The 18,927-nt window shown below is 68.4% G+C and carries 14 protein-coding genes and 2 pseudogenes; 3 read left to right on the forward strand and 13 right to left on the reverse strand.

Going from position 1 to position 18,927, the window contains the following annotated elements:
• Positions 1 to 377: 377 nt before the first annotated feature.
• Positions 378 to 2,195, forward strand: a complete 1,818-nt coding sequence (leuA, locus tag ACFWN2_RS45605; RefSeq protein ID WP_382436997.1) for a 2-isopropylmalate synthase — start codon at positions 378 to 380, stop codon at positions 2,193 to 2,195.
• On the opposite strand, the gene ACFWN2_RS45610 is transcribed toward leuA, so the two are convergent.
• The 4 genes and pseudogenes from ACFWN2_RS45610 to ACFWN2_RS45625 all read right to left on the reverse strand — a co-directional run bounded on the left by ACFWN2_RS45610 (position 2,185) and on the right by ACFWN2_RS45625 (position 6,623).
• Entirely contained in the window at positions 2,185 to 3,132 is a 948-nt protein-coding gene (locus ACFWN2_RS45610) for a hypothetical protein (RefSeq protein ID WP_382436998.1), read from the reverse strand. The genes leuA and ACFWN2_RS45610 overlap by 11 nt on opposite strands.
• Before the next feature lie 11 nt (positions 3,133 to 3,143).
• A pseudogene (locus ACFWN2_RS45615) lies at positions 3,144 to 4,262 on the reverse strand (MFS transporter); the annotation flags it as partial.
• Between the two features lie 13 nt (positions 4,263 to 4,275).
• On the reverse strand, positions 4,276 to 5,844 hold the full coding sequence (locus tag ACFWN2_RS45620) for a discoidin domain-containing protein (protein WP_382436999.1): 1,569 nt from the start codon (positions 5,842 to 5,844) through the stop codon (positions 4,276 to 4,278).
• 92 nt (positions 5,845 to 5,936) lie between these two features.
• Positions 5,937 to 6,623, reverse strand: a complete 687-nt coding sequence (locus ACFWN2_RS45625; RefSeq protein WP_382437000.1) for a DUF4184 family protein — start codon at positions 6,621 to 6,623, stop codon at positions 5,937 to 5,939.
• Between the two features lie 92 nt (positions 6,624 to 6,715).
• Here ACFWN2_RS45625 and ACFWN2_RS45630 point away from each other — a divergent pair.
• Positions 6,716 to 7,087: pseudogene (locus tag ACFWN2_RS45630) on the forward strand (DedA family protein); the annotation flags it as partial.
• A 56-nt stretch (positions 7,088 to 7,143) separates the two neighbouring features.
• Here the strand turns inward: ACFWN2_RS45630 and ACFWN2_RS45635 are convergent.
• From ACFWN2_RS45635 to ACFWN2_RS45660, 6 genes are all read right to left on the reverse strand, one after another.
• Positions 7,144 to 7,737 carry a TetR/AcrR family transcriptional regulator gene (locus ACFWN2_RS45635; RefSeq protein WP_382437001.1) on the reverse strand — a complete coding sequence of 198 codons (594 nt, stop codon included), beginning with the start codon at positions 7,735 to 7,737 and terminating at the stop codon, positions 7,144 to 7,146.
• A gap of 77 nt (positions 7,738 to 7,814) precedes the next feature.
• Positions 7,815 to 8,921 (reverse strand): ABC transporter ATP-binding protein, encoded by a 1,107-nt coding sequence (locus ACFWN2_RS45640; protein ID WP_382437002.1) that lies wholly within the window; start codon positions 8,919 to 8,921, stop codon positions 7,815 to 7,817.
• The gene (locus ACFWN2_RS45645; RefSeq protein ID WP_382437003.1) at positions 8,918 to 9,916 is read right to left on the reverse strand and encodes an ABC transporter ATP-binding protein; all 999 of its coding nucleotides are present in this window, start codon (positions 9,914 to 9,916) and stop codon (positions 8,918 to 8,920) included. The genes ACFWN2_RS45640 and ACFWN2_RS45645 overlap by 4 nt, the downstream gene beginning before the upstream one ends.
• 6 nt (positions 9,917 to 9,922) lie before the next feature.
• Entirely contained in the window at positions 9,923 to 10,846 is a 924-nt protein-coding gene (locus ACFWN2_RS45650; protein ID WP_382437004.1) for an ABC transporter permease, read from the reverse strand.
• Between the two features lie 5 nt (positions 10,847 to 10,851).
• Entirely contained in the window at positions 10,852 to 11,856 is a 1,005-nt protein-coding gene (locus ACFWN2_RS45655) for an ABC transporter permease (RefSeq protein ID WP_191302397.1), read from the reverse strand.
• A 42-nt stretch (positions 11,857 to 11,898) separates the two neighbouring features.
• The gene (locus ACFWN2_RS45660; RefSeq protein ID WP_382437005.1) at positions 11,899 to 13,578 is read right to left on the reverse strand and encodes an ABC transporter substrate-binding protein; all 1,680 of its coding nucleotides are present in this window, start codon (positions 13,576 to 13,578) and stop codon (positions 11,899 to 11,901) included.
• A gap of 215 nt (positions 13,579 to 13,793) precedes the next feature.
• On the opposite strand from ACFWN2_RS45660, the gene ACFWN2_RS45665 reads away from it, so the two are divergent.
• Positions 13,794 to 17,075 (forward strand): BTAD domain-containing putative transcriptional regulator, encoded by a 3,282-nt coding sequence (locus ACFWN2_RS45665; protein WP_382437006.1) that lies wholly within the window; start codon positions 13,794 to 13,796, stop codon positions 17,073 to 17,075.
• Here the strand turns inward: ACFWN2_RS45665 and ACFWN2_RS45670 are convergent.
• From ACFWN2_RS45670 to ACFWN2_RS45680, 3 genes are read right to left on the reverse strand one after another with little or no spacing between them, the layout of a single operon-like run.
• Positions 17,051 to 17,527, reverse strand: coding sequence for a uridine kinase (locus ACFWN2_RS45670; RefSeq protein WP_382437007.1), 477 nt, complete (start codon positions 17,525 to 17,527; stop codon positions 17,051 to 17,053). The genes ACFWN2_RS45665 and ACFWN2_RS45670 overlap by 25 nt on opposite strands.
• Positions 17,528 to 17,568: 41 nt before the next feature.
• Positions 17,569 to 18,177, reverse strand: coding sequence for a recombination mediator RecR (gene recR, locus ACFWN2_RS45675; RefSeq protein WP_382437008.1), 609 nt, complete (start codon positions 18,175 to 18,177; stop codon positions 17,569 to 17,571).
• A gap of 36 nt (positions 18,178 to 18,213) precedes the next feature.
• Complete coding sequence (locus tag ACFWN2_RS45680; RefSeq protein WP_177229572.1) at positions 18,214 to 18,516, reverse strand: YbaB/EbfC family nucleoid-associated protein; 303 nt, start codon at positions 18,514 to 18,516, stop codon at positions 18,214 to 18,216.
• Between the last annotated feature and the right edge of the window lie 411 nt (positions 18,517 to 18,927).

Raw genomic sequence — 18,927 nt, forward strand, 5'->3', positions numbered from 1 at the left:
CTACGCAACAGGCGTGCCATCTGCCTACGGCCGGCGCTACCCCCCGATCAGATTGCCGGGGGTCTGGGGGCAGAGCCCCCAGGGGAAGCACGCAACGCAACAGGCCGCACGCAAAACAACCACCCGCAAAACGCGCCAACCGCACTTCAGCCACCCGCGCAACCCAGCCCCCCGCGGAAGCAGGCAACAGCCCGCCCCATCCCACGATCCGGTCGAACATTTCCATCCCACCCCAACCTGTGACTACTCTGTCCGACGTGTGGCGTTCCCTCCTGCTTCGCTGCCGTGACGGGGTCTGATCAGACCGGCCCCCCGTCGCGGGCTTCAGCGTTGCCGCCGGTCGTTCCCCTAAAACGACCCGCAGGAGCAGAAAACCCATGACCTCCAACGAGGCCTTCACCACCACCGAATCCGCAGACGCCTACTCGTCGGGCACGAGCCGGATCCGCAAGCCCAGCCGCCCCGCCCCGGACTCGCAGCAGTCCTGGAACCGCCAGCTGGGCAGCAGCATGCCGTTCCACCGCTACCGCCCCTTCCACGAGCTGGTCGAGGTAGTGGACGTACCGGACCGCACCTGGCCGACGAAGCAGATCGACACCGCCCCTCTGTGGTGCGCGGTGGACCTGCGGGACGGCAACCAGGCCCTGATCGACCCGATGTCCCCGGCCCGCAAGCGCAAGATGTTCGACCTGCTGGTCCGCATGGGCTTCAAGGAGATCGAGGTCGGCTTCCCGGCCGCGTCCCAGACCGACTTCGACTTCGTCCGCGAGATCATCGAGGACGGCGCCATCCCGGACGACGTCACGATCCAGGTCCTGACCCAGTGCCGCGAGGAGCTGATCGCGCGCACCTTCGAGTCACTGCGGGGCGCGCACAAGGCGATCGTCCACTTCTACAACTCGACGTCGATCCTGCAGCGCCGGGTCGTGTTCCGCTCCGACCGCGACGGCATCAAGAAGATCGCGGTCGACGCCGCGAAGTTCGCCAAGCAGCAGGAGCAGGACTACCCCGAGACCGACTTCCGGTACGAGTACTCCCCCGAGTCCTACACGGGCACCGAGCTCAGCTACGCCCTGGAAGTCTGCAACGCGGTTCAAGAGGTCATCGCGCCCACGCCCGAGAAGCCGCTGATCATCAACCTGCCGGCCACGGTCGAGATGGCCACGCCGAACGTCTACGCCGACAGCATCGAGTGGATGTCCCGCAACCTCGCCAACCGCGAGGCGATCATCCTGAGCCTGCACCCGCACAACGACCGCGGCACGGGTGTCGCGGCGGCCGAGCTGGGTTACCTGGCCGGTGCGGACCGCATCGAGGGCTGCCTGTTCGGCAACGGTGAGCGGACCGGCAACGTCTGCCTGGTCACGCTGGCGATGAACATGTTCAGCCAGGGCATCGACCCGCAGATCGACTTCAGCGACATCGACGAGGTCCGCCGCACGGTCGAGTACTGCAACCAGCTGCCGGTGCCGGAGCGGCACCCGTACGGCGGCGACCTGGTCTTCACCGCGTTCTCCGGCAGCCACCAGGACGCGATCAAGAAGGGCTTCGAGGCCCTGGAGGCGGACGCCAAGGACGCCGGGCAGCACGTCGACGACTTCCAGTGGGAGGTCCCGTACCTGCCGATCGACCCGAAGGACGTCGGCCGCAACTACGAGGCCGTCATCCGGGTCAACTCGCAGTCCGGCAAGGGCGGTGTGGCGTACCTGATGAAGCAGGAGCACCACCTCGACCTGCCGCGGCGCCTGCAGATCGAGTTCTCGCGGGTGATCCAGGAGGTCACCGACACGCAGGGCGGCGAGATCGGCCCGAAGGAGATGTGGGACGCCTTCGCCGACGAGTACCTGCACGGCCGGGTGCCGATGTACCTGCTCAAGCACAGGGCGACGTCGGACGGCAGCGGGCACGAGGAGATCACCGCGACCCTGCTGATCGACGGCGACCAGCAGGAGATCACGGGCTCCGGCAACGGTCCGATCGCCGCGTTCGTCGACGCGCTCGCCTCGGTGGGCTACGACGTGCGGGTGCTGGACTACGCCGAGCACGCGCTGTCCGCCGGTGACGACGCCCGCGCCGCCGCCTACGTCGAGTGCGCTGTGGGCGACCGCGTCCTGTGGGGCGTCGGCATCGACTCCTCCACGGTGGCCGCGAGCTTCCGCGCGATCGTCTCGGCGATCAACAGGGCTAACCGGTAACGACGGACGGGGAGGACGCGTGCGGCACCAGTTGCCGCGGCGCGCCCTCCCCGTTCGCCTGCACGGCCCAGATGCCCTCATCCGGCAGGCCGTAGGCGATGGTGTCGTCGTCGAGCCACACGACCTGGTCGTCGATCCCGCGGGTCTCGGCCAGCGGTGTCTCCACCATCGTGGTCAGGTCCAGCACGTGCTGTCGCCACGGTCGCGCGCCGTCTCCCGGGACGCGCTTCTTGAACGCCACCCGCCGTCCGTCCGGTGAGAGGGAAGGACATTCGGCGTTCTCCCGCAACACCTTCGCGGACTCCTGCTCCGCGTCGCCCTGGATCAGGTACGTCTTCCCGGCGGTGCTCAGCGTCGCGTAGTACGTGCGGTCGTCGGCACTGAACGTCACGCCCCAGAAGTTCCTGTCGTTGGCGAGCTTCATGCCTTCGACGCGCGTGCCCTCGATGTTGCTCGCGTACACCTCGGTCTCGGTGTCGAAGATCGCCGTACGGGTCGAGAACGTCCCCGCCTGCGCGTACGAGTCGCCGGTGACGAACGTCGTCCACGACCCCATCCGCCCGTCCGCCGACAGCTTGGCGCGGTTCGGCACACCGGACACGTCCACGCGCCGCCGTTCGGCCAGCCCACGATCGACGAACACGGCGGTCGACCCCGGCAACGGCCCGGAGGCGTCCGCGAGGCACAACCCCTGCCCGGCTGCCGTGAAGAACCGCTTGCAGGACAACGAACTCACCCGCCGCGGCCCGTCCGGTGAGCGCAACGGCACCGACGCCACCCGCCCGCTCACCTCGTCCACGAACACCAGCTGCCCGGAGACCAGTTCGACCGGCCCTGCCTCCACAGCAACGGAAACAGCGTCCGGAGCGCGCAGGGCGTAGGCGGTGGCACCCGCGCCCAGCGCGATCACGGCGAGAACGACGATCAGGACCCTCACCAAGCGAACCACGTCCAAAGAGCACCGAACAGCACTGAGGAAGCCGCACGGGCGAGCACCTGCCCGGTCTGGAGCAGGGCCAGACCGGACGTGCGCAGCTCGTCAGGGACAAGAGGTCCGGCCACGGCCATCAGCACGCCGTCCGTGCACGCGTAGAACAGCCCGTGCAGCACCAACACCCCGACGAGCAACGAGATCCCGGAAGCACCGGCCAGCAAGACATACGCGCCGAGCAGAGCCACATGCCCGACCAGGAAGATCCGCCACCGCCCCACGCGATCGGCCAGCGACCCGAGCGGCACGGCGGCGAGCAGGTACACGCCGGCCGTGCCAAGAGGCAGCAGCGCCACATAAGCCAACTCGACGTCGAGCTTCTTCTGCAGCAATAGGTAGACGAACCCGTCGCCGAGCGTCAGGAACCCGAGCCCGCACGCGACCAGGCAGACCCGCCGGAACGGCCTGGACCGCAACAACCCGAACGCCGACCGCAGCGACACCGCGACGCGTGGCAGCACGTCCCGGTGGTCGCGCACGAACAGCACCAGCACCAGAAAACCCAGAGCGGCAAAGCAAAAGCTCACCACGAACACGACGTCGTACCGAGCGGGCAGTGTCCACAAGAGACAGAACGCCACCAACGGCCCGAGGAACGCGCCGACGGTGTCCATGGCGCGGTGGACACCGAAGGCGCGCCCGAGCGCGGAGGGTTCGCTGCTCAACGTGATCAGCGCGTCCCTCGGAGCGGTGCGCAGGCCCTTGCCGGTCCGGTCCCCTGCCAGCACGAGCCCCATCGCGGTGGCCGAGGTCCCGGCGGCGAGCAGGCCGAGCTTGCCCAGCGCCGAGATCCCGTACCCGAGGCCCGCGACGAACTTGCGCCGTTGCCAGCGGTCCGCCGCGTGACCGCCGACGACGCGGACCAGCGCCGTCACACCGGTGTAGATGCCGTCGAGCACACCGAACTGCAGCGGGGAGAAACCCAGCCCCAGCACCAGGTACAGCGGCAGGATCGCGGTGACCATCTCCGACGAGACGTCCGTGAGCAGGGACACCGCGCCCAGCGCGAGGACGTTCCCCGCGATCCTGCCGGTGCCGCCCGCCGCCGGAGCCTGTCTTGCTGTTGCGATGTACACGACGGCCTCCGGGCTAACGGCAGTTGTAAGGACCGGCCTTGTCGCGCACCTTGCCCGCCGTGTCGATGACCTCCCACGAGTAGGAGCGACCGGACAGGGTGAGCTTCAGGACGCCGTGGCTGTCCGCGAACCAGTTCTCGACGCCGGCGCGCGGCTTGACGTCCTTGTAGAGGTAGTCACCGCCGATGCCGACGATCGCGGCGCGCATGCCGTTCGCCTCGTCCACCGACCCGCTCTTGCCGAGCGGCTTCAACCGCTCGTAGTGGTGGTCGTGGCCGTTGAAGATCACGTCGGACTTGGCGTCCGCGAAGGCGTTCCACAGCGGGGACATCACGGACTTGTCGCCGTACATGCCCGAGTTGAACCGCGGGTGGTGCCAGTAGCCGACGACGCACGCCTTGGTGTTCGCGGCCAGGTCGGCCTTGAGCCAGTTCAGCTGTGTGGAGTCGCTGCCGGTGTCGTAGAGCTTCTGCGAGTCGAACGACACGAAGTGGAAGTCGCCAGCCTCCCAGCTGTAGTACGGCTTGCCCTGCGGGTAGGCCTGGGCGCCGAAGTACGACTTGTAGCCGTTGAGGTTGTCCTCCCACTCGTGGTTGCCCGTGGCGGGGTGGGTGATGTTCTTGTACTTGCCCCACGACTTGTCGTAGTGCGCCTTGAACTCGGCGAGCGTGCCGCTGTCGTACTGGTTGTCGCCGACGGTGAGGATGTGGTTCGGCTTGATCTGGTCGATCAGCTTCGCCGTCTCGTAGTGCTCGGTGTTGGTCAGCGACGCGATGTCGCCCGCCACGACGACCGTGATGTTCTCGCCGGGACCGGCGGGCTTCGTGGTGGCCTGCACCGCGTTGCTCGCCGGGCCGAGGTTGCCGGCCGCGTCACGGGCCCTGACGGTGTAGGTGAACTGCGTGCCGGACGCGAGTCCGGTGTCGGTGAACGTCGTGCCGGTCGGCGTGCCGACGACGCTGCCTCCCCGCAGCACCTCGTAGCCGGTCACGCCGACGTTGTCGGTCGCGGCAGTCCACTGCAGGCTGACCGAGTTCGACGTGGTCGCCGTGCTCGCGAGGCCGGCGGGCGCGGTCGGAGCGGTGGTGTCGCCGTTCGCGATGCTCCCCCACACCTCCAGGCCGAAGATCGAGTAGCCGTAGTTCGTACCGCGCTTGGTGCCGTAGATCCGCACGAACCGGCCTGTCGCCGTCAGCGACGTCTCGTCGGTGCCGCCGTTCTGCCCGGTGAGGGTCTTCTTCGTGCTCCACGACGAGCCGTCGGCCGAGGTCTGGATCTTGTACTCGGAGGCGTACGCGGCCTCCCAGTTGATCTTCACCTTGGAGACGGTGGCGTTGCCGCCGAGGTCGACGGCGATCCACTGCGGGTCGACGCCTTCGAGGCTCGCCCAGCGGGTGGCCGGGTCGCCGTCGACGGCGTTGGCGCCGCCGAACGTCTCGGCCTCGACGGACGAGACGGTGGTGGGTTTGCTGGCGGACAGCAGGGAGTCGGCGGCGTTGGCCGTGCCGGACGCCGCGATCTGGGGGACCACGAGCGCGAACAGGGCTATCGCGACACCGGTTCTGGTGTGCTTTGTGATCACTTCGTTCCTCCTGGGCAAGGGCGGCGGCTCGAAGGATTGGTTAACAAGCTTCCCAATTGAGTTCGGACGTTAACGGCGGCCGGAGAGACCGGTCAACGACGCGACTGCCCGAGGTGCCACAGAACGGCGTGCAGGCCCAGCCCGGCGCACATGCCCTGGATCACACCCAGCAGCAGCCGCCGGACCCAGTCGTAGGCGCTGACTTGGCTGACCGGATCGGACAACGACCAGATGGCGCCCGCGATCGCGACGGCACCGACGAAGATCCAGAACCAGTACTTCGACGCCCCCGCGCGGGCCGGCCAGTCCTGCCCTTTCGGACAGCGGGCCGCCGTCCAGGCCAGCAGGGCCATGCCACCGGCCGACGACACGTACCCGATCACGTTGTAGAGCCGGTGAGGCCCGGCGACGGAGACGTCCAACCAGTCCCAGCGCTGCACGAACCACCCGTCGGTCTGCGTGAAGGCATCCCACAGCAGGTGGGTAAGTACGCCCACCACAACGGACAACGCGCGCACGAACGGCCGGCGGAAGTCTCCCGGACGCGACACCCGGACCCGCACGAACGCCGGCGCCAGCGCCATCAGCGAAGGCAGCAACAACCGTCCGACGAGCAACAACACCGCAGCGGCAAGCGATCCGCCCAGCACGTCGTGGGTCGGCAGCACGGGCAGGTAGTAGCCCACGTCCGGCGCGACCGCCCCCGCCACCAGTCCCGGGAACCAGAGCCACCGGCGCAACGGCAGCACCGCGGCCGGGTGCGCGAGCGTGAACGGCACCGGACCAGCGTAGATCGACTCGCTACCTGTGGACGCGCTGAAGAAACACCCAGGTCGGGATTGTTCACCTGGGTCACGTACGTTCACCGATCATGAGCACCGCAGCCAGCCTCGTCGTGCTGTTCCTGGTCGCCGTCGTGCCGTTGGCACCGACGGAGGCCGTGCTCATCGGCGCCGGTGTCCTGGCCGCGTCCGGTGAGGTGCCGCTGTACCTGGTCGTGCTCGTCGCGGCGGCGGGCTGCCTGCTCAGCGACTTGATCAACTTTACCGCGGGCCGCCGGATGGGGATGCGGGCCCTCGACAAGGTCAACAAGAACGCCAAGGCGCGGTCGATGGTCGTGTGGACGGCCGACCAGCTCGCGTCCAAGGGCGAGACGATCCTCATCGCGGCGCGGTTCCTGCCCGCGGGCGGCATCGTCGGGGCGTTGCTGACGGGTGCGCTGAAGTGGCCGCTGCGGCGGTTCGTGCCGGTCGCGGCGATCGGGTCCGCGCTGTGGAGCCTCTACCCCGCCACCGTCGGCTACATCGGCGGCCAGCTGGTCGACGAGGCCTGGCTCGCGATGTTGTTGTCCTTCGGCGTGGCGACGCTGATCTCCGTGCCGGTCGGCATGGCGATCCGTGCGCGCAGCGCCAACCGCACTCTCTCGTACGCCGAGGCGTCGTCGTAGAGCACCGCGAACCGGTCGGAGGCCGCCAGCAGGGCGTCCACCTCGAACGCCATCTGGGCGTCGCCGCACAGCCGTTCCAGCAGTGAGATCCAGCGCAGGTTGAAGAGCATCAACGCGTCGCGCACGCGGCCGGGGCGTGCCGCGAACTCCGAGCGGGTCACGACGAAGAAGCAGCCGCCGGGGAACACGCGGCGCTTCGAGTAGTCGAGCCAGCGCTCGGCGAGGTCCAGCACCGAACCGCCGGCCATGACGACCTCGCGGGCGAAGATCTCCGCGGCCGCGTGCACGGTCGAGATCTGCAGCTCTTCCTTGGCGCCGAAGTGCGAGAACACCCCGCTCTTGCTCATGCCGAGCTCGACCGCGAGCCGCCCGATGGTGACGCCCTCCAGGCCGTCGACCGAGGCGATCTCGGCCGCTCTCAACAGGATCGAGCCACGACTGTCCATCCACCGAGGACAGCGCACGACCCTGGAGAAACGAACGGGGCCACCTCGAAAGGTGGCCCCGGACGGTGGAACGGGTGTTACGGGTTCAGCGCCTCGGTGACGGACGCCGGTCCCACGAGCGGAACGTCGGGCGACAGGCCGTCGCCCTCCTCCACCAGGATCGGCTTCACCTCGTGCGGCTGGATCTCGCCGGAGCGGATCTGCTCGGCGTAGTGGCACGCCACCTTGTGACCCGGCTTGAGCTCGCGCAGCACGGGCCGTTCGGTGTCGCACTTCGTCGCCTGCCGCCACGGGCACCGGGTGTGGAACCGGCAGCCGGTGGGCGGGTTCGCGGGCGACGGGAGGTCACCCGCGAGCAGGATCCGTTCGCGCCGGTCCTCGACCTGCGGGTCGGGCACCGGGATGGCCGACAGCAGCGCCCGCGTGTACGGGTGCAGCGGCTCCTCGTAGAGGTCCTCGGAGGTGGCCTCCTCGACCAGGCCGCCGAGGTACATCACGCCGACCCGGTCGGAGATGTGCTTCACGACGGCGAGGTCGTGCGCGATCACCAGGTAGGTCAGGCCGAACTTCTCCTGGAGCTCCTCCAGCAGGTTCACGACCTGGGCCTGCACCGACACGTCGAGCGCGGACACCGGCTCGTCGGCGACGATCAGGTCCGGGTTGAGCGCCAGCGCGCGGGCGATGCCGATGCGCTGCCGCTGACCGCCCGAGAACTCGTGCGGGTACTTGCGCAGCGCCGAGGCGGGCAGACCGACGGCCGAGAGCAGCTCGCGCAGCCGCTTCGCCGTGGCCTCCTTGCCCTCGTCCAGGTCGTGTGCCCGCAGGCCCTCGACCAGGATCGACTCCACGGACTGACGCGGGTCCAAAGAGGACAGAGGATCCTGGAACACCATCTGGATCCGGCGCCGCATCTTGCGCAGCTCCTCGCCCTTCAGCGCCGAGAAGTCCTGCCCGTCGAACACCATCTTGCCGTCGGTCGGCTCGTTGAGCCGCAGCATCGCCCGCCCGAGGGTGGACTTGCCGCAGCCCGACTCGCCGACGAGGCCGTACGTCTCGCCGCGCTTGATCTCCAGGTCGACGCCGTCGACCGCGTAGACGTAGCCGACGGTCCGGTCGAAGAACACGCCCCGCTTGATCGGGAAGTGCACCTTCATGTCCTGGACGGAAACCAGGGTCTCGCTCATACCGGCACCTCCTCGGCGGCGGGAGTTCCCGGCACCACCGGGTTGTGGCAGCGGAGCAGACGGCCCAGCTGGTCTTCCTCGGCCGGCGTCTCCGCGCGGCACACGTCCAGCGCGTTCGGGCACCTCGGAGCGAACGCGCAGGCGCTCGTCCACGGGATGTTGTCCGCGACGGAACCCTTGATGGGCGTCAGCTTCTCGCCGCGCGGGGCGTCGAGCCGCGGGATGGACGCGAGCAGGCCGTGCGTGTACGGGTGGCGCGGCTCGGCGAAGAGCTTGTGCCGCATGGCCTTCTCGACCACCTTGCCGCCGTACAGCACGTTGACCTCGTCGCACAGGCCGGCGACGACACCCAGGTCGTGGGTGATCATCACGAGCGCGGTGCCGAGGTCCTGCACCAGTTCCTTCATCAGCGACAGGATCTGGGCCTGGATGGTCACGTCCAGCGCCGTCGTCGGCTCGTCCGCGATCAGCAGCTTCGGCCGGCACGCCAGCGCGATCGCGATGAGCGCGCGCTGCCGCATGCCGCCGGAGAGCTGGTGCGGGTACTCCTTGAGCCGGCGGTTCGGGTCAGGGATGCCGACCTTGTCGAGCAGGTCCTTCGCCTCGATCATGGCCTCCTTGCGGGCCAGACCGCGGTGCCGTTCGAGCACCTCGGTGACCTGCAGGCCGATCGGGACGACGGGGTTGAGCGAGGACAGCGGGTCCTGGAAGACCATGCCGAGCTCGCTGCCGCGCTTGTCGCGCATCTGCTTGTCCGACAGCTTCAGCAGGTCGGTGCCGTCGTAGGTCACGGTTCCGGTGACCTTGGCGCCGCGCTTGGGCAGCAGGCCCATGATCGCGAGCGACGTCACGGACTTGCCGCAGCCGGACTCGCCGACGAGCCCGACCGTCTGGCCGGGTTCGACGTCGAAGCTGACGCCGTCGACCGCGTGGAACGGTGCTTCGCCCTTGCGCTGGAACACGACGGAGAGGTCACGTACTTCGAGCAGTGCCACGACGACTCACCGCCTGTTCTTCGGGTCGAGGGCTTCGCGCAGCGTCTCGCCCATGAGGGTGAAGCCGAGCGCGACGATGATGATGCAGATCGCGGGCCACGCGGCGAGGTGCGGATGCGTGTCGAAGACGTTCTGCACGTCACCGAGCATCTGCCCCCACTCCGGCAGCCGGTCGTCCGGGTTGCCGAGGCCGAGGAACGACAGCGCGGCAGCCTCGATGATCGCGGTGGCCAGCACGAGCGTCGACTGCACGATCACCGGGCTGAGCGAGTTCGGCAGCATGTGCCGGAACACGATCGCGCCCTTCTTCACGCCGAGAGCCGTGGCCGCCAGCACGTGGTCGCTGTGCCGTTGCGCCAGCATCGACCCTCTGAGCAGGCGTGCGAACACCGGGATCTGCACGATCGAGACCGCGAGGATCACGGTGAACTGGCTGGGCCGCGCGAACATCGCCGCGATCGAGAACGCCAGCAGCAGCGACGGCAGCGAGAGCATGACGTCGACGATGCGCATGACGACCGAGTCGACCCATCCGCCGAGCGCGCCCGCGAGCGTGCCGAGGATCAGTCCGCCGGTGAGGCCGATGATGGTCGCGCCGACACCGACGATCAGCGTCTGCTGCGACCCGACGAGCAGGCGCGAGAAGAAGTCGCGGCCCTGCAGGTCACCACCGAGCAGGTGGCCGGGCTGGGGCGGCGGGATCTCGTTGCGCGCCTTGACGACCTGGTCGATCAGCATCGGGACGGACGGGTCCTGCGGCGCGAGCCACGGCGACAGGATCGACAGCACCACGAAGATGCCGATGATCGTCGCACCGATGAGGAACACCGGGCTGCGCCGAAGCCGCTTCCACGCGCTCGCCGCGAGCGAGACGCCCGCGGTCTCGGCGAGACCGTCGATCTTTTCCTTCTTGGAGACTCCGAGTGCCACTGCGCTCACCTCGTCCTGATGCGCGGGTCGATGAGCGCGTACGAGAGGTCGACCAGCAGGTTCACGACGACGTAGACGATCGTGGCCATGATGATCAACAGCAGCAGCACCGGGTAGTCACGCCGTTCGAACCCGATGGCGAGCGCCTGCCCGACACCGGCGAACGAGAACACCTTCTCGGTGAGCACGGCGCCGGACAGCAGCGCACCGGTCTGCAGACCGATCGTCGTGACGACCGGGAGCATCGCGTTGCGCAGCACGTGCCGGCGGCGGATCACCGGAGCGGTGAGGCCCTTGGACTCGGCGGTGCGCACGAAGTCCTCGTCGAGCACGTCGAGGACGGCCGCGCGGGTGATCCGGAAGATCACCGCGAACGGGATGGTGGCGAGCGCGATCGCCGGCAGGATCAGGTGTTCCAACGCGTTCAGCGTCGCGTCGATCTCACCCGTGATCAGGCCGTCGAGGGTGAAGAACCCGGTGACGCGCGTGGCGTCGATGGCGTCCTGGCGACCCTGCGAGGGCAGGCCGAGCGCCGACGACGCCACGTCCTTGAGCAGGTAGGCCAGGAAGAACACGGGAACGGCGACACCGATCAGCGAGCCGATGACGCTGAGGTTGTCGAACCAGCCGCCGCGACGCTTCGCGGCGAGGTAGCCGAGCGGGACGCCGACGGCGATCGCGATCAGGATCGCGAAGAAGCTGAGCTCGATCGTCGCGGGGAACCGCTGGAGGAAGATCTCGAGCGCCGAGTCACCGGGCTGGACACCGGTGGAGACGCCGAAGTCACCGGTCGCCGCGCGACCGAGGAACTTGAAGTACTGGACGAAGATCGGCTGGTCGAGGCCGAGCTGCTTGGTGAGGGCTTCGCGCGACTCCGGCGTAGCGCGTTCTCCCAGGAGGGCCGAAACCGGCCCTCCTGGGAGAAGTCGCAACCACGCGAAGAGCAACATCGAGAGCACCAGCACCACGCCGACCAGCTGAACCAGCCGTCGAATGGTGTAGCGGAGCACTTGAGCTACCCCGTTGTTCTCTTGTGGTGGGAGCTAGTCAGCTCAGCCCTTCGAGGCCGGGCCGAACTTCTCGTCGGTCAACGGGCTCGGGACGACACCCTTGATGTCCGACTTCAACACCAGAGCGGGCGGGGAGTGCGAGATCGGGATCGCGGGCAGGTACTCGTCCATGATCTTCTTGTTGATCTCTTCGTACAGCTTGGTGCGGTTGGCCTCGTTCGGCTCGGAGTTCGCCTTGGCGAGGTCGGCCGCGAGGGTGGCGCCCCACGGCGACGCACCGGTGTTGAACCGGTTGTCGGTGCGGCCGAAGAACGTGCCGACCCAGTTGTGCGCCGTGCCGTTGTCACCGGTCCAGCCGAGCAGGAACAGGTCCGAGATGCCGTTGTCGACGTCGGTCAGGTAGCCGCCGTTCCACGGCTTCGTGACGACCTCGAGCTTGATGCCGGCGGCCTGCAGGTCACCGGAGATCGCGCCGAACAGGTCCTTCGGGGACGGCATGTACGGACGCGTGACCTCGGACGGCCAGTAGAACTTCAGCGTCAGGTCGGTGGCACCGGCCTCGGCCAGCAGGGACTTCGCCTTGGCGACGTCGTAACCGACGGCCTTGACGTCCTTGTTGTAGCCGTTGACGGTGTCCGGCATGAACTGCGTCGCGACCTTGGCGCCCTCGGGCAGCTGCGACTTGACGAGCTGCTCGCGGTTGATCGCGTACTGGATCGCCTGGCGGACCTTGAGGTCGGCGAGCTTCGGGTTGTTCTTCTGGTTGATGCCCAGGTAGAACACGTTGAACGCCGGACGGATCGCGACGTTGAAGCCGTCGGTCTTCAGACCGGCCCAGTCCGCCGCGTTCGGCAGGTCGTAGCCGTCGATGTCGCCGGCCTTGAGCGCCTGCTTGCGGGCGGTCTCGTCCGGGATGATCTTGAAGACGATCTTGTCCAGCTTGGCCTTCGTGCCGTGGTAGTCGTCGTTGCGGACGAGCTCGACGGTGTTGTTGGCCTTGTCGTACTTGCCGAACTTGAACGGGCCCGTGCCGGTCGGGTGCTCGTTCGCGTAGGCCGGGTAGGTGAACGCGTCACCGGCGGCCTGGACGTTGTCCGCGTCGTACTTCTTCAGCGCCTCGGGGCTGGAGATCGAGAACGACGTGAAGCCGAGGACCGACGGGAACTGCGAGGTGACCTCGTTCAGCTCGATGACCGCGGTCTTGGCGTCCGTCGCCTTGCACGACTTGTACAGCGACGGCTTGTCCGGCGTGTCCTTGAACCCGCCGAAGTTGTCGAGCCAGTACTGCGAGACGGCGTCGGACTGGCCGGCGCCCTTCTGGTTGTACCAGCGCTCGAAGTTGAAGCAGACGGCCTCGGCGTTGAACGCGGTGCCGTCGTGGAACTTCACGTTCTCCTTGAGGGTGAACGTCCACGTCTTGCCGTCCGCGGAGGGCTCGTACTTCGTGGCGAGCGCGGGCTCGACCTCGGCGGTACCCGGCTTGAAGCCGACCAAGCCCTCGAAGATCTGCCTGGAGACCCGGAAGGTCTCACCGTCAGTCGCGTAGAACGGGTCGAAGAGCTTCGGCGCGCCGGCGGCGCCGAAGGTCAGCGTGCCGCCTTCCTTGCCGCCGCTGCCTGCGTCGCGCTGGGATTGCGCGCAACCGGACAGGGCGAGCGCGCTGACGCTGAGGAAGCCGATCGCGGCAACCCAACGGCGGCGAGCCGTTACTGAGTGGACCATCAAACACCCCTTGGACAATCCGCACATCTCACGGTGTGGTCGCCGACCATAACCGTTGTAGATACCCCGTCCGGGGTTACTCAGGTCACGATCCGGCCACTAGACCAGGCATTCTGATACGTCCGGCGCACGGCCGCTGACCCAACGTGAGCACGGCAGATGCGTCGGACGCTCTCTTAGGCTGTAGAAACAACACGACACGCGGAGGAGGTCGCATGAGCAGACTGGTCGAGTTCCGCGTGCTCGGCCCCCTCCAAGTGCTCCTCGACGCCGAACCGCTGCTGGTCAGAGCCGGTCGGCAGCGTGCGCTGCTGGTGTCGTTGCTGCTGCGCGCGGGCACCTCCGTGTCCGTGGACGAGCTCGCCGCGAACGTCTGGGGCGAGAATCCGCCCGCACGTGCGCGCGCAACTCTTCAAACATATGTGATGCGTCTCAGACAGCTGCTCGGTTCGTCCGTGCCGATCAGGACCGTGCCCGACGGTTACCTGATCGACGTCGACGAGAAGACCATCGACCTGATGCGCTTCGAACCTCTGATCGAACAGGGCGAGCAGGCTCGCGCTGTGGGCAACCTGCAGGCCGCCTCGGCCGCGTTCGCCGCCGCGCTGGGACTCTGGCGAGGCCCCGCCCTGGTCGACGTGCCGTCGGAGGTGCTGCACCGCGACGAGGTCCCGCGGCTCGACGAGCGCCGCCTGCACGTGCTGGAACGCCGTGTCGAGGTCGACCTGGAGCTGGGCCGCCACGGCGAGCTGGTCGCGGAGCTGTCCCGGCTGACCAGCGACCACCCGTTGCGCGAGCGGTTCTGGGCGCAGCTGATGGTGGCGCTGTACCGCTCCGGCCGGCAGAGCGAGGCCCTCGCCGCCTACCAGCGCGTTTCCCGGTTGCTGGGCGGTGACCTGGGCATCGATCCCGGCGACGAGCTGCGGCGCGTGCACAGCCAGGTGCTGACCGGGTCGATCGACGTGGTGACGCCGGTCGTTCCCGGTGCGCCCGTGGTCGCCGCGAAGCCGGAACGGGTCGTGCCGTCGCAGCTGCCCGCGGACATCCCGGACTTCGTGGGCCGCGACGAGGCCGTGTCGCTGATCGTGGCGTTGCTGCGCACCGCGCAGGGTGTGCCGGTCGTGACGCTGGCGGGGCCGCCGGGCGTGGGCAAGACCGCGCTGGCCGTGCACGCGGCGCACCGGATGCGCGCGGACTTCCCGGACGGCCAGCTGTACGTCAACCTGCGCGGATACGCCCCCGGACCGCCGTTGAGCGCGGTGGACGTGCTGCCCAGGTTCCTCCGCGCGTTGGGGACAGAGCCCGACCAGGTGCCGTTGGACCAGGATGAGCAGGAGGCGATGTTCCGGTCCACCCTGACCGGTCAGCGCGTGCTGTTGTTGCTGGACAACGCCTCCTCGGCCGAGCAGATCCGGCCCCTGCTGCCGGGCTCGCCGGGCTGCGCGGTGCTGGTGACCTCGCGCGACACGTTGCGCGGCCTGGCCGTCTCGCACGCGGCGTCGAACGTGCGGCTCGACGTGCTCGACTGGAACGAGACGCAGTCACTCCTCGCAGGCATCCTGGGCGCGGACGAGGTGGCGTCCCAACAGGACGCGGCGCACGAACTGGCGACCCTCTGCGCCCATCTGCCATTGGCTTTGCGTATCGCAGCGGCGAACCTCGTGTCGCGTCCGGAACTGTCCATCGCGGACTACGTGGAGGAGCTCCGCGCGGGCAACCGGCTCGCCGCGCTGGCCGTGGAGGGCGACGAACGGGTCGCCGTGCACGCGGCGTTCGACCTGTCCTACACGGCGCTGAAGCCCGAGCTCGCGCAGATGTTCCGGGTGCTGTCGCTGGTGCCCGGCACGGACTTCACGCCGGAGATGGCGGCGGCGTTGTCGGGACTGACCACACAGGACGCACGCCGCCGGCTCGACCGGCTGGCCACCGCGAACCTCATCGCGAACCACGCGCCGTCCCGCTACCAGTTCCACGACCTGCTGCGCGACTACGCGGCCGAGCGCCTGGCGTTCGAGGACGGCCGCGTGGACTCGAAGCTCGCGCTGCGGCGGCTGGTGGACTGGGCGGTGCGCTCGGTCGACAACGCCACCTCGGCGATGAAGTCGACGCTGTTTCGCTTCCCCCGCCCGGCTCCGCTGGACGGTGTGGTGCCGCGGACGTTCAGCACCTCCACCGAAGCCCTGACCTGGCTCGACGTCGAGCGCGCGAACCTGGTCGCGCTGGTCGCGCACGCCGTGGAACGCGACCCGGAGAACTCGCCGTGGCAGCTGGCCGACGCGCTGCGCGGCTACTTCTACACGCAGGGACTGGCGGCGGAGTGGCGCGAGACGGCGAAGGCGGGCCTGCTGGGCGCCCGCGCGCCGCGCGACGAGCTCGGCCAGCTGGCGATGCTGTCGTCCCTGGGCACGCTGTACTGGGTGACAGGGCAGCACCGCAACGCGCTCGGCCACTACCAGCAGGCCATCGCGCTGCAGGAGCACATCGTCCTGCCGGAGGCCGAGGCCGCCGTGCTGTCGAACGCGGGCAGCGTCTACATCGACCTGGGCGAGCTGGAGCACGCCGCCGACCACCTGGAGCGCGCCCTGGTGATCACGCGCCGCATCGGGGCGTTCCAGGTGCAGGCCAACGCGTTGTTCAACCTCGGCGGCGTCTACATGCAGCTGGGCCACCTCGACCGCGCCGCGACGACGTTCGAGGAAGCGCTGGAGGTCGGCACGCGCATCGACTCGTGGATCACCCAGGCGAACTCGATGCGCGCGCTGGGCGAGGTCTACGCGCTGCGCGGCGACCCCGAACTCGGCGCGTCGTACTTCATGAGCGCGAGCGAGCTCTACGAACGCGCGGCGGCCCGCAACTTCGGTCACACCATGCACGAGGGCATGGCGATCACGCTGATCATGCGCGGCCGCTTCGAGGAGGCCGCCGTCGAAGCCACCGCGGCCATGCAGATCGCGCAGGACCTGGAGAACGTCAAGAGCGTGTGCGACGCCCAGAACCTGCTCGGCCGCGCACTGGAGGGCGCAGGCCGGTACGAGGAGGCGCTGGAGCAGTTCTCGTCGGCGCTGGCGATCGCGGCGGAGACCGGTTACTCGTGGGGCCTGTGCTCGGCGCGACGCGGTCTCGCCTCGTCGTACCGCGCGGCGGGCCGTTTCGCCGAAGCCCTGGAGATGGCCACCTCCGCGTTGGCCGAGGCGGGCAGGTCGCAGTTCCGCCAGGCCGAGATGGAGGTGCTGCTCGTGCTCGGGCGAACCCACCTCGACACGTCAGATGCCTCCGGCGCCCTGGAATGCGCTCTGCGCGCGGCCTCGGTCGGCACCGACTCCGGTCACCGCTGGGTGGTCGGACGCGCGTTGCAGCTGGCCGGCGACGCTTCGTTCGCGCTGGGCGACTCTTCTGGCGCCCGGTCGCACTGGTCCTCCGCTCTGGACGTGTTCAGCGCGATCGGCACACCCGAGGCTTCAGTGGTGCGGGCTCAACTGCTTGACGTGACAACGTAGTCAGCTCTGGCTTGGGTCTCGTCGACCGCGAACCAGCCTCTTTCGTACTGCTGCCAACGGATGAAGTGCTCTCGTTGGTGCTCGCCGTCGCGTTGGACGGCCCGTTCCAGGCGGTCTGCTTCGTCCGGGTGGTCCACGAAGATCGCGAGGCTCAGGTGGGTGTTCGCTCTCCTGGCCGAGGAGAAGCCCTCCAGGATGATCGTCCTATGTGGAGTGATGACGACCTCGTCGCCCTCTCCCAGGCACGGAAAGCCTTGGGACCAGTCGGTTTTCCGGTAGCGGCCCTCTTGGTTCTGCGCGACTGCTCGTAGCGCTTCGCTGAGGCGTGGCCACCACCGCGTCGTGGGGTCGTCCCACGTGGCGAAGTGGTCGGTGCTGATGAGCTGGGCGTCGAGCCGGCGTGCGAGTTGTGCCGCGAACGTCGACTTCCCCGCACCCGACGGTCCGTCCACCGCGACCAGGCGGGTGTCGCCCAGCCGCGGTGGGGCCGTTGCTACATGCTCCGGCGACCAGATAGCGCACGCCCCAGCGTGAGCTCGTCGGCGAACTCCAGGTCGCCACCCATCGGCAGCCCGCTGGCGAGCCGCGTGACGGTCAGCCCGGGGAAGTCCCTGAGCATCCGCACGAGGTACGTCGCCGTGGCCTCGCCCTCGGTGTTCGGGTCCGTGGCGATGATGACCTCGGAGATGTCGACACCGTCGGTGGCCGTGCCGATCCGGTTGAGCAGCTGCCGGATCCGCAACTGGTCGGGCCCCACCCCGCTGAGCGGATCAAGAGCACCGCCCAAAACGTGGTAGCGCCCCCTGAACTCCCTGGTGCGCTCGATCGCCTGGACGTCCTTCGGCTCCTCGACCACGCAGACCAGACTGAGGTCGCGCTTCGGGTCGCGGCAGATGCGGCACCTGGTCTCGGCGGACACGTTGCCGCAGACGTCGCAGAACACGACGCCCTCCTTGACCTTCTGGAGTGCGTGCTGAAGCCGCTCGATGTCAGCCGGCTCCGTCGCCAGGAGGTGGAAGGCGATGCGCTGGGCGCTCTTGGGACCGACGCCGGGAAGCCTGCCCAGCTCGTCGATCAGGTCCTGTACCGGGCCCTCGTACATGTGGTTAGCCGATCTCTTGCCGGGTCAGCAGATCGGTCAGCCCAGCAGTCCGCCGAGACCGCCCTGGGCCAGCGGGCCGAGCTTCTGCTCCACCAGCTGCTGCGCCTTGGTGTTCGCGTCCTTGATCGCGGCGATCACCAGGTCCTGGAGGGTGTCGACGTCCTCCGGGTCCACGATCTTGGGGTCGATGGCCAGGTTGACCAGCTCGCCGCCACCGGTGACCGTGGCCGTGACGAGGCCGTTGCCCGCGTTGCCCGTGATCTCGGTTTCGGCCAGCTGCTGCTGGGCTTCTGCCATCTGCTGCTGCATGTTCTGGGCCTGCTGGAGCAGGGCCTGCATGTCGAACTGACCGGGTTGCACCGCTGGTCCTCTCGGTGGGCTGCGCTTTGGGTGCTGCCCAGGGTACGGGGGGTGGGTGGGCCGGTTTCGTCGTGTTCCCCTGTTGGGTGCGGTCGTCTGTTGGGGGTCGCGTGTTGCTGCTTCTGCGGGTGGTCTTGTTGCGGGCGGCCTGGTCGCCTTGCGTGCTTCCCCTGGGGCTCTGCCCCAGACCCCGGCAATCTGAAATGGGGGTAGCGCCGTGAGCAGGCTGATGGCACGCCTGTTGCGTAGAGCGGCTGCCTGTTTCGTATGAGGGTTGCGGTGGCGGTGGGGTCCCATCACGAGCCGCACCAAGAGCGGGCCACAGTCAGGTAGGGGTGTGAACAACACCCAAAAACAGGAAAAGATTAAAACCCACCACAAAACAAAAAC

The organism is Lentzea sp. NPDC058436, from assembly GCF_042721515.1.
In the GTDB taxonomy this organism is placed as follows: domain Bacteria; phylum Actinomycetota; class Actinomycetes; order Mycobacteriales; family Pseudonocardiaceae; genus Lentzea.

What these genes read in the sequence shown, in the direction of transcription:
- leuA (WP_382436997.1), top strand. Translation starts at nt 378, where the DNA reads ATGACCTCCAACGAGGCCTTCACCACCACCGAATCCGCAGACGCCTAC.
- ACFWN2_RS45635 (WP_382437001.1), bottom strand. Translation starts at nt 7,737, where the DNA reads ATGGACAGTCGTGGCTCGATCCTGTTGAGAGCGGCCGAGATCGCCTCG.
- ACFWN2_RS45640 (WP_382437002.1), bottom strand. Translation starts at nt 8,921, where the DNA reads ATGAGCGAGACCCTGGTTTCCGTCCAGGACATGAAGGTGCACTTCCCG.
- ACFWN2_RS45660 (WP_382437005.1), bottom strand. Translation starts at nt 13,578, where the DNA reads ATGGTCCACTCAGTAACGGCTCGCCGCCGTTGGGTTGCCGCGATCGGC.
- ACFWN2_RS45665 (WP_382437006.1), top strand. Translation starts at nt 13,794, where the DNA reads ATGAGCAGACTGGTCGAGTTCCGCGTGCTCGGCCCCCTCCAAGTGCTC.
- recR (WP_382437008.1), bottom strand. Translation starts at nt 18,177, where the DNA reads ATGTACGAGGGCCCGGTACAGGACCTGATCGACGAGCTGGGCAGGCTT.
- ACFWN2_RS45680 (WP_177229572.1), bottom strand. Translation starts at nt 18,516, where the DNA reads ATGCAGGCCCTGCTCCAGCAGGCCCAGAACATGCAGCAGCAGATGGCA.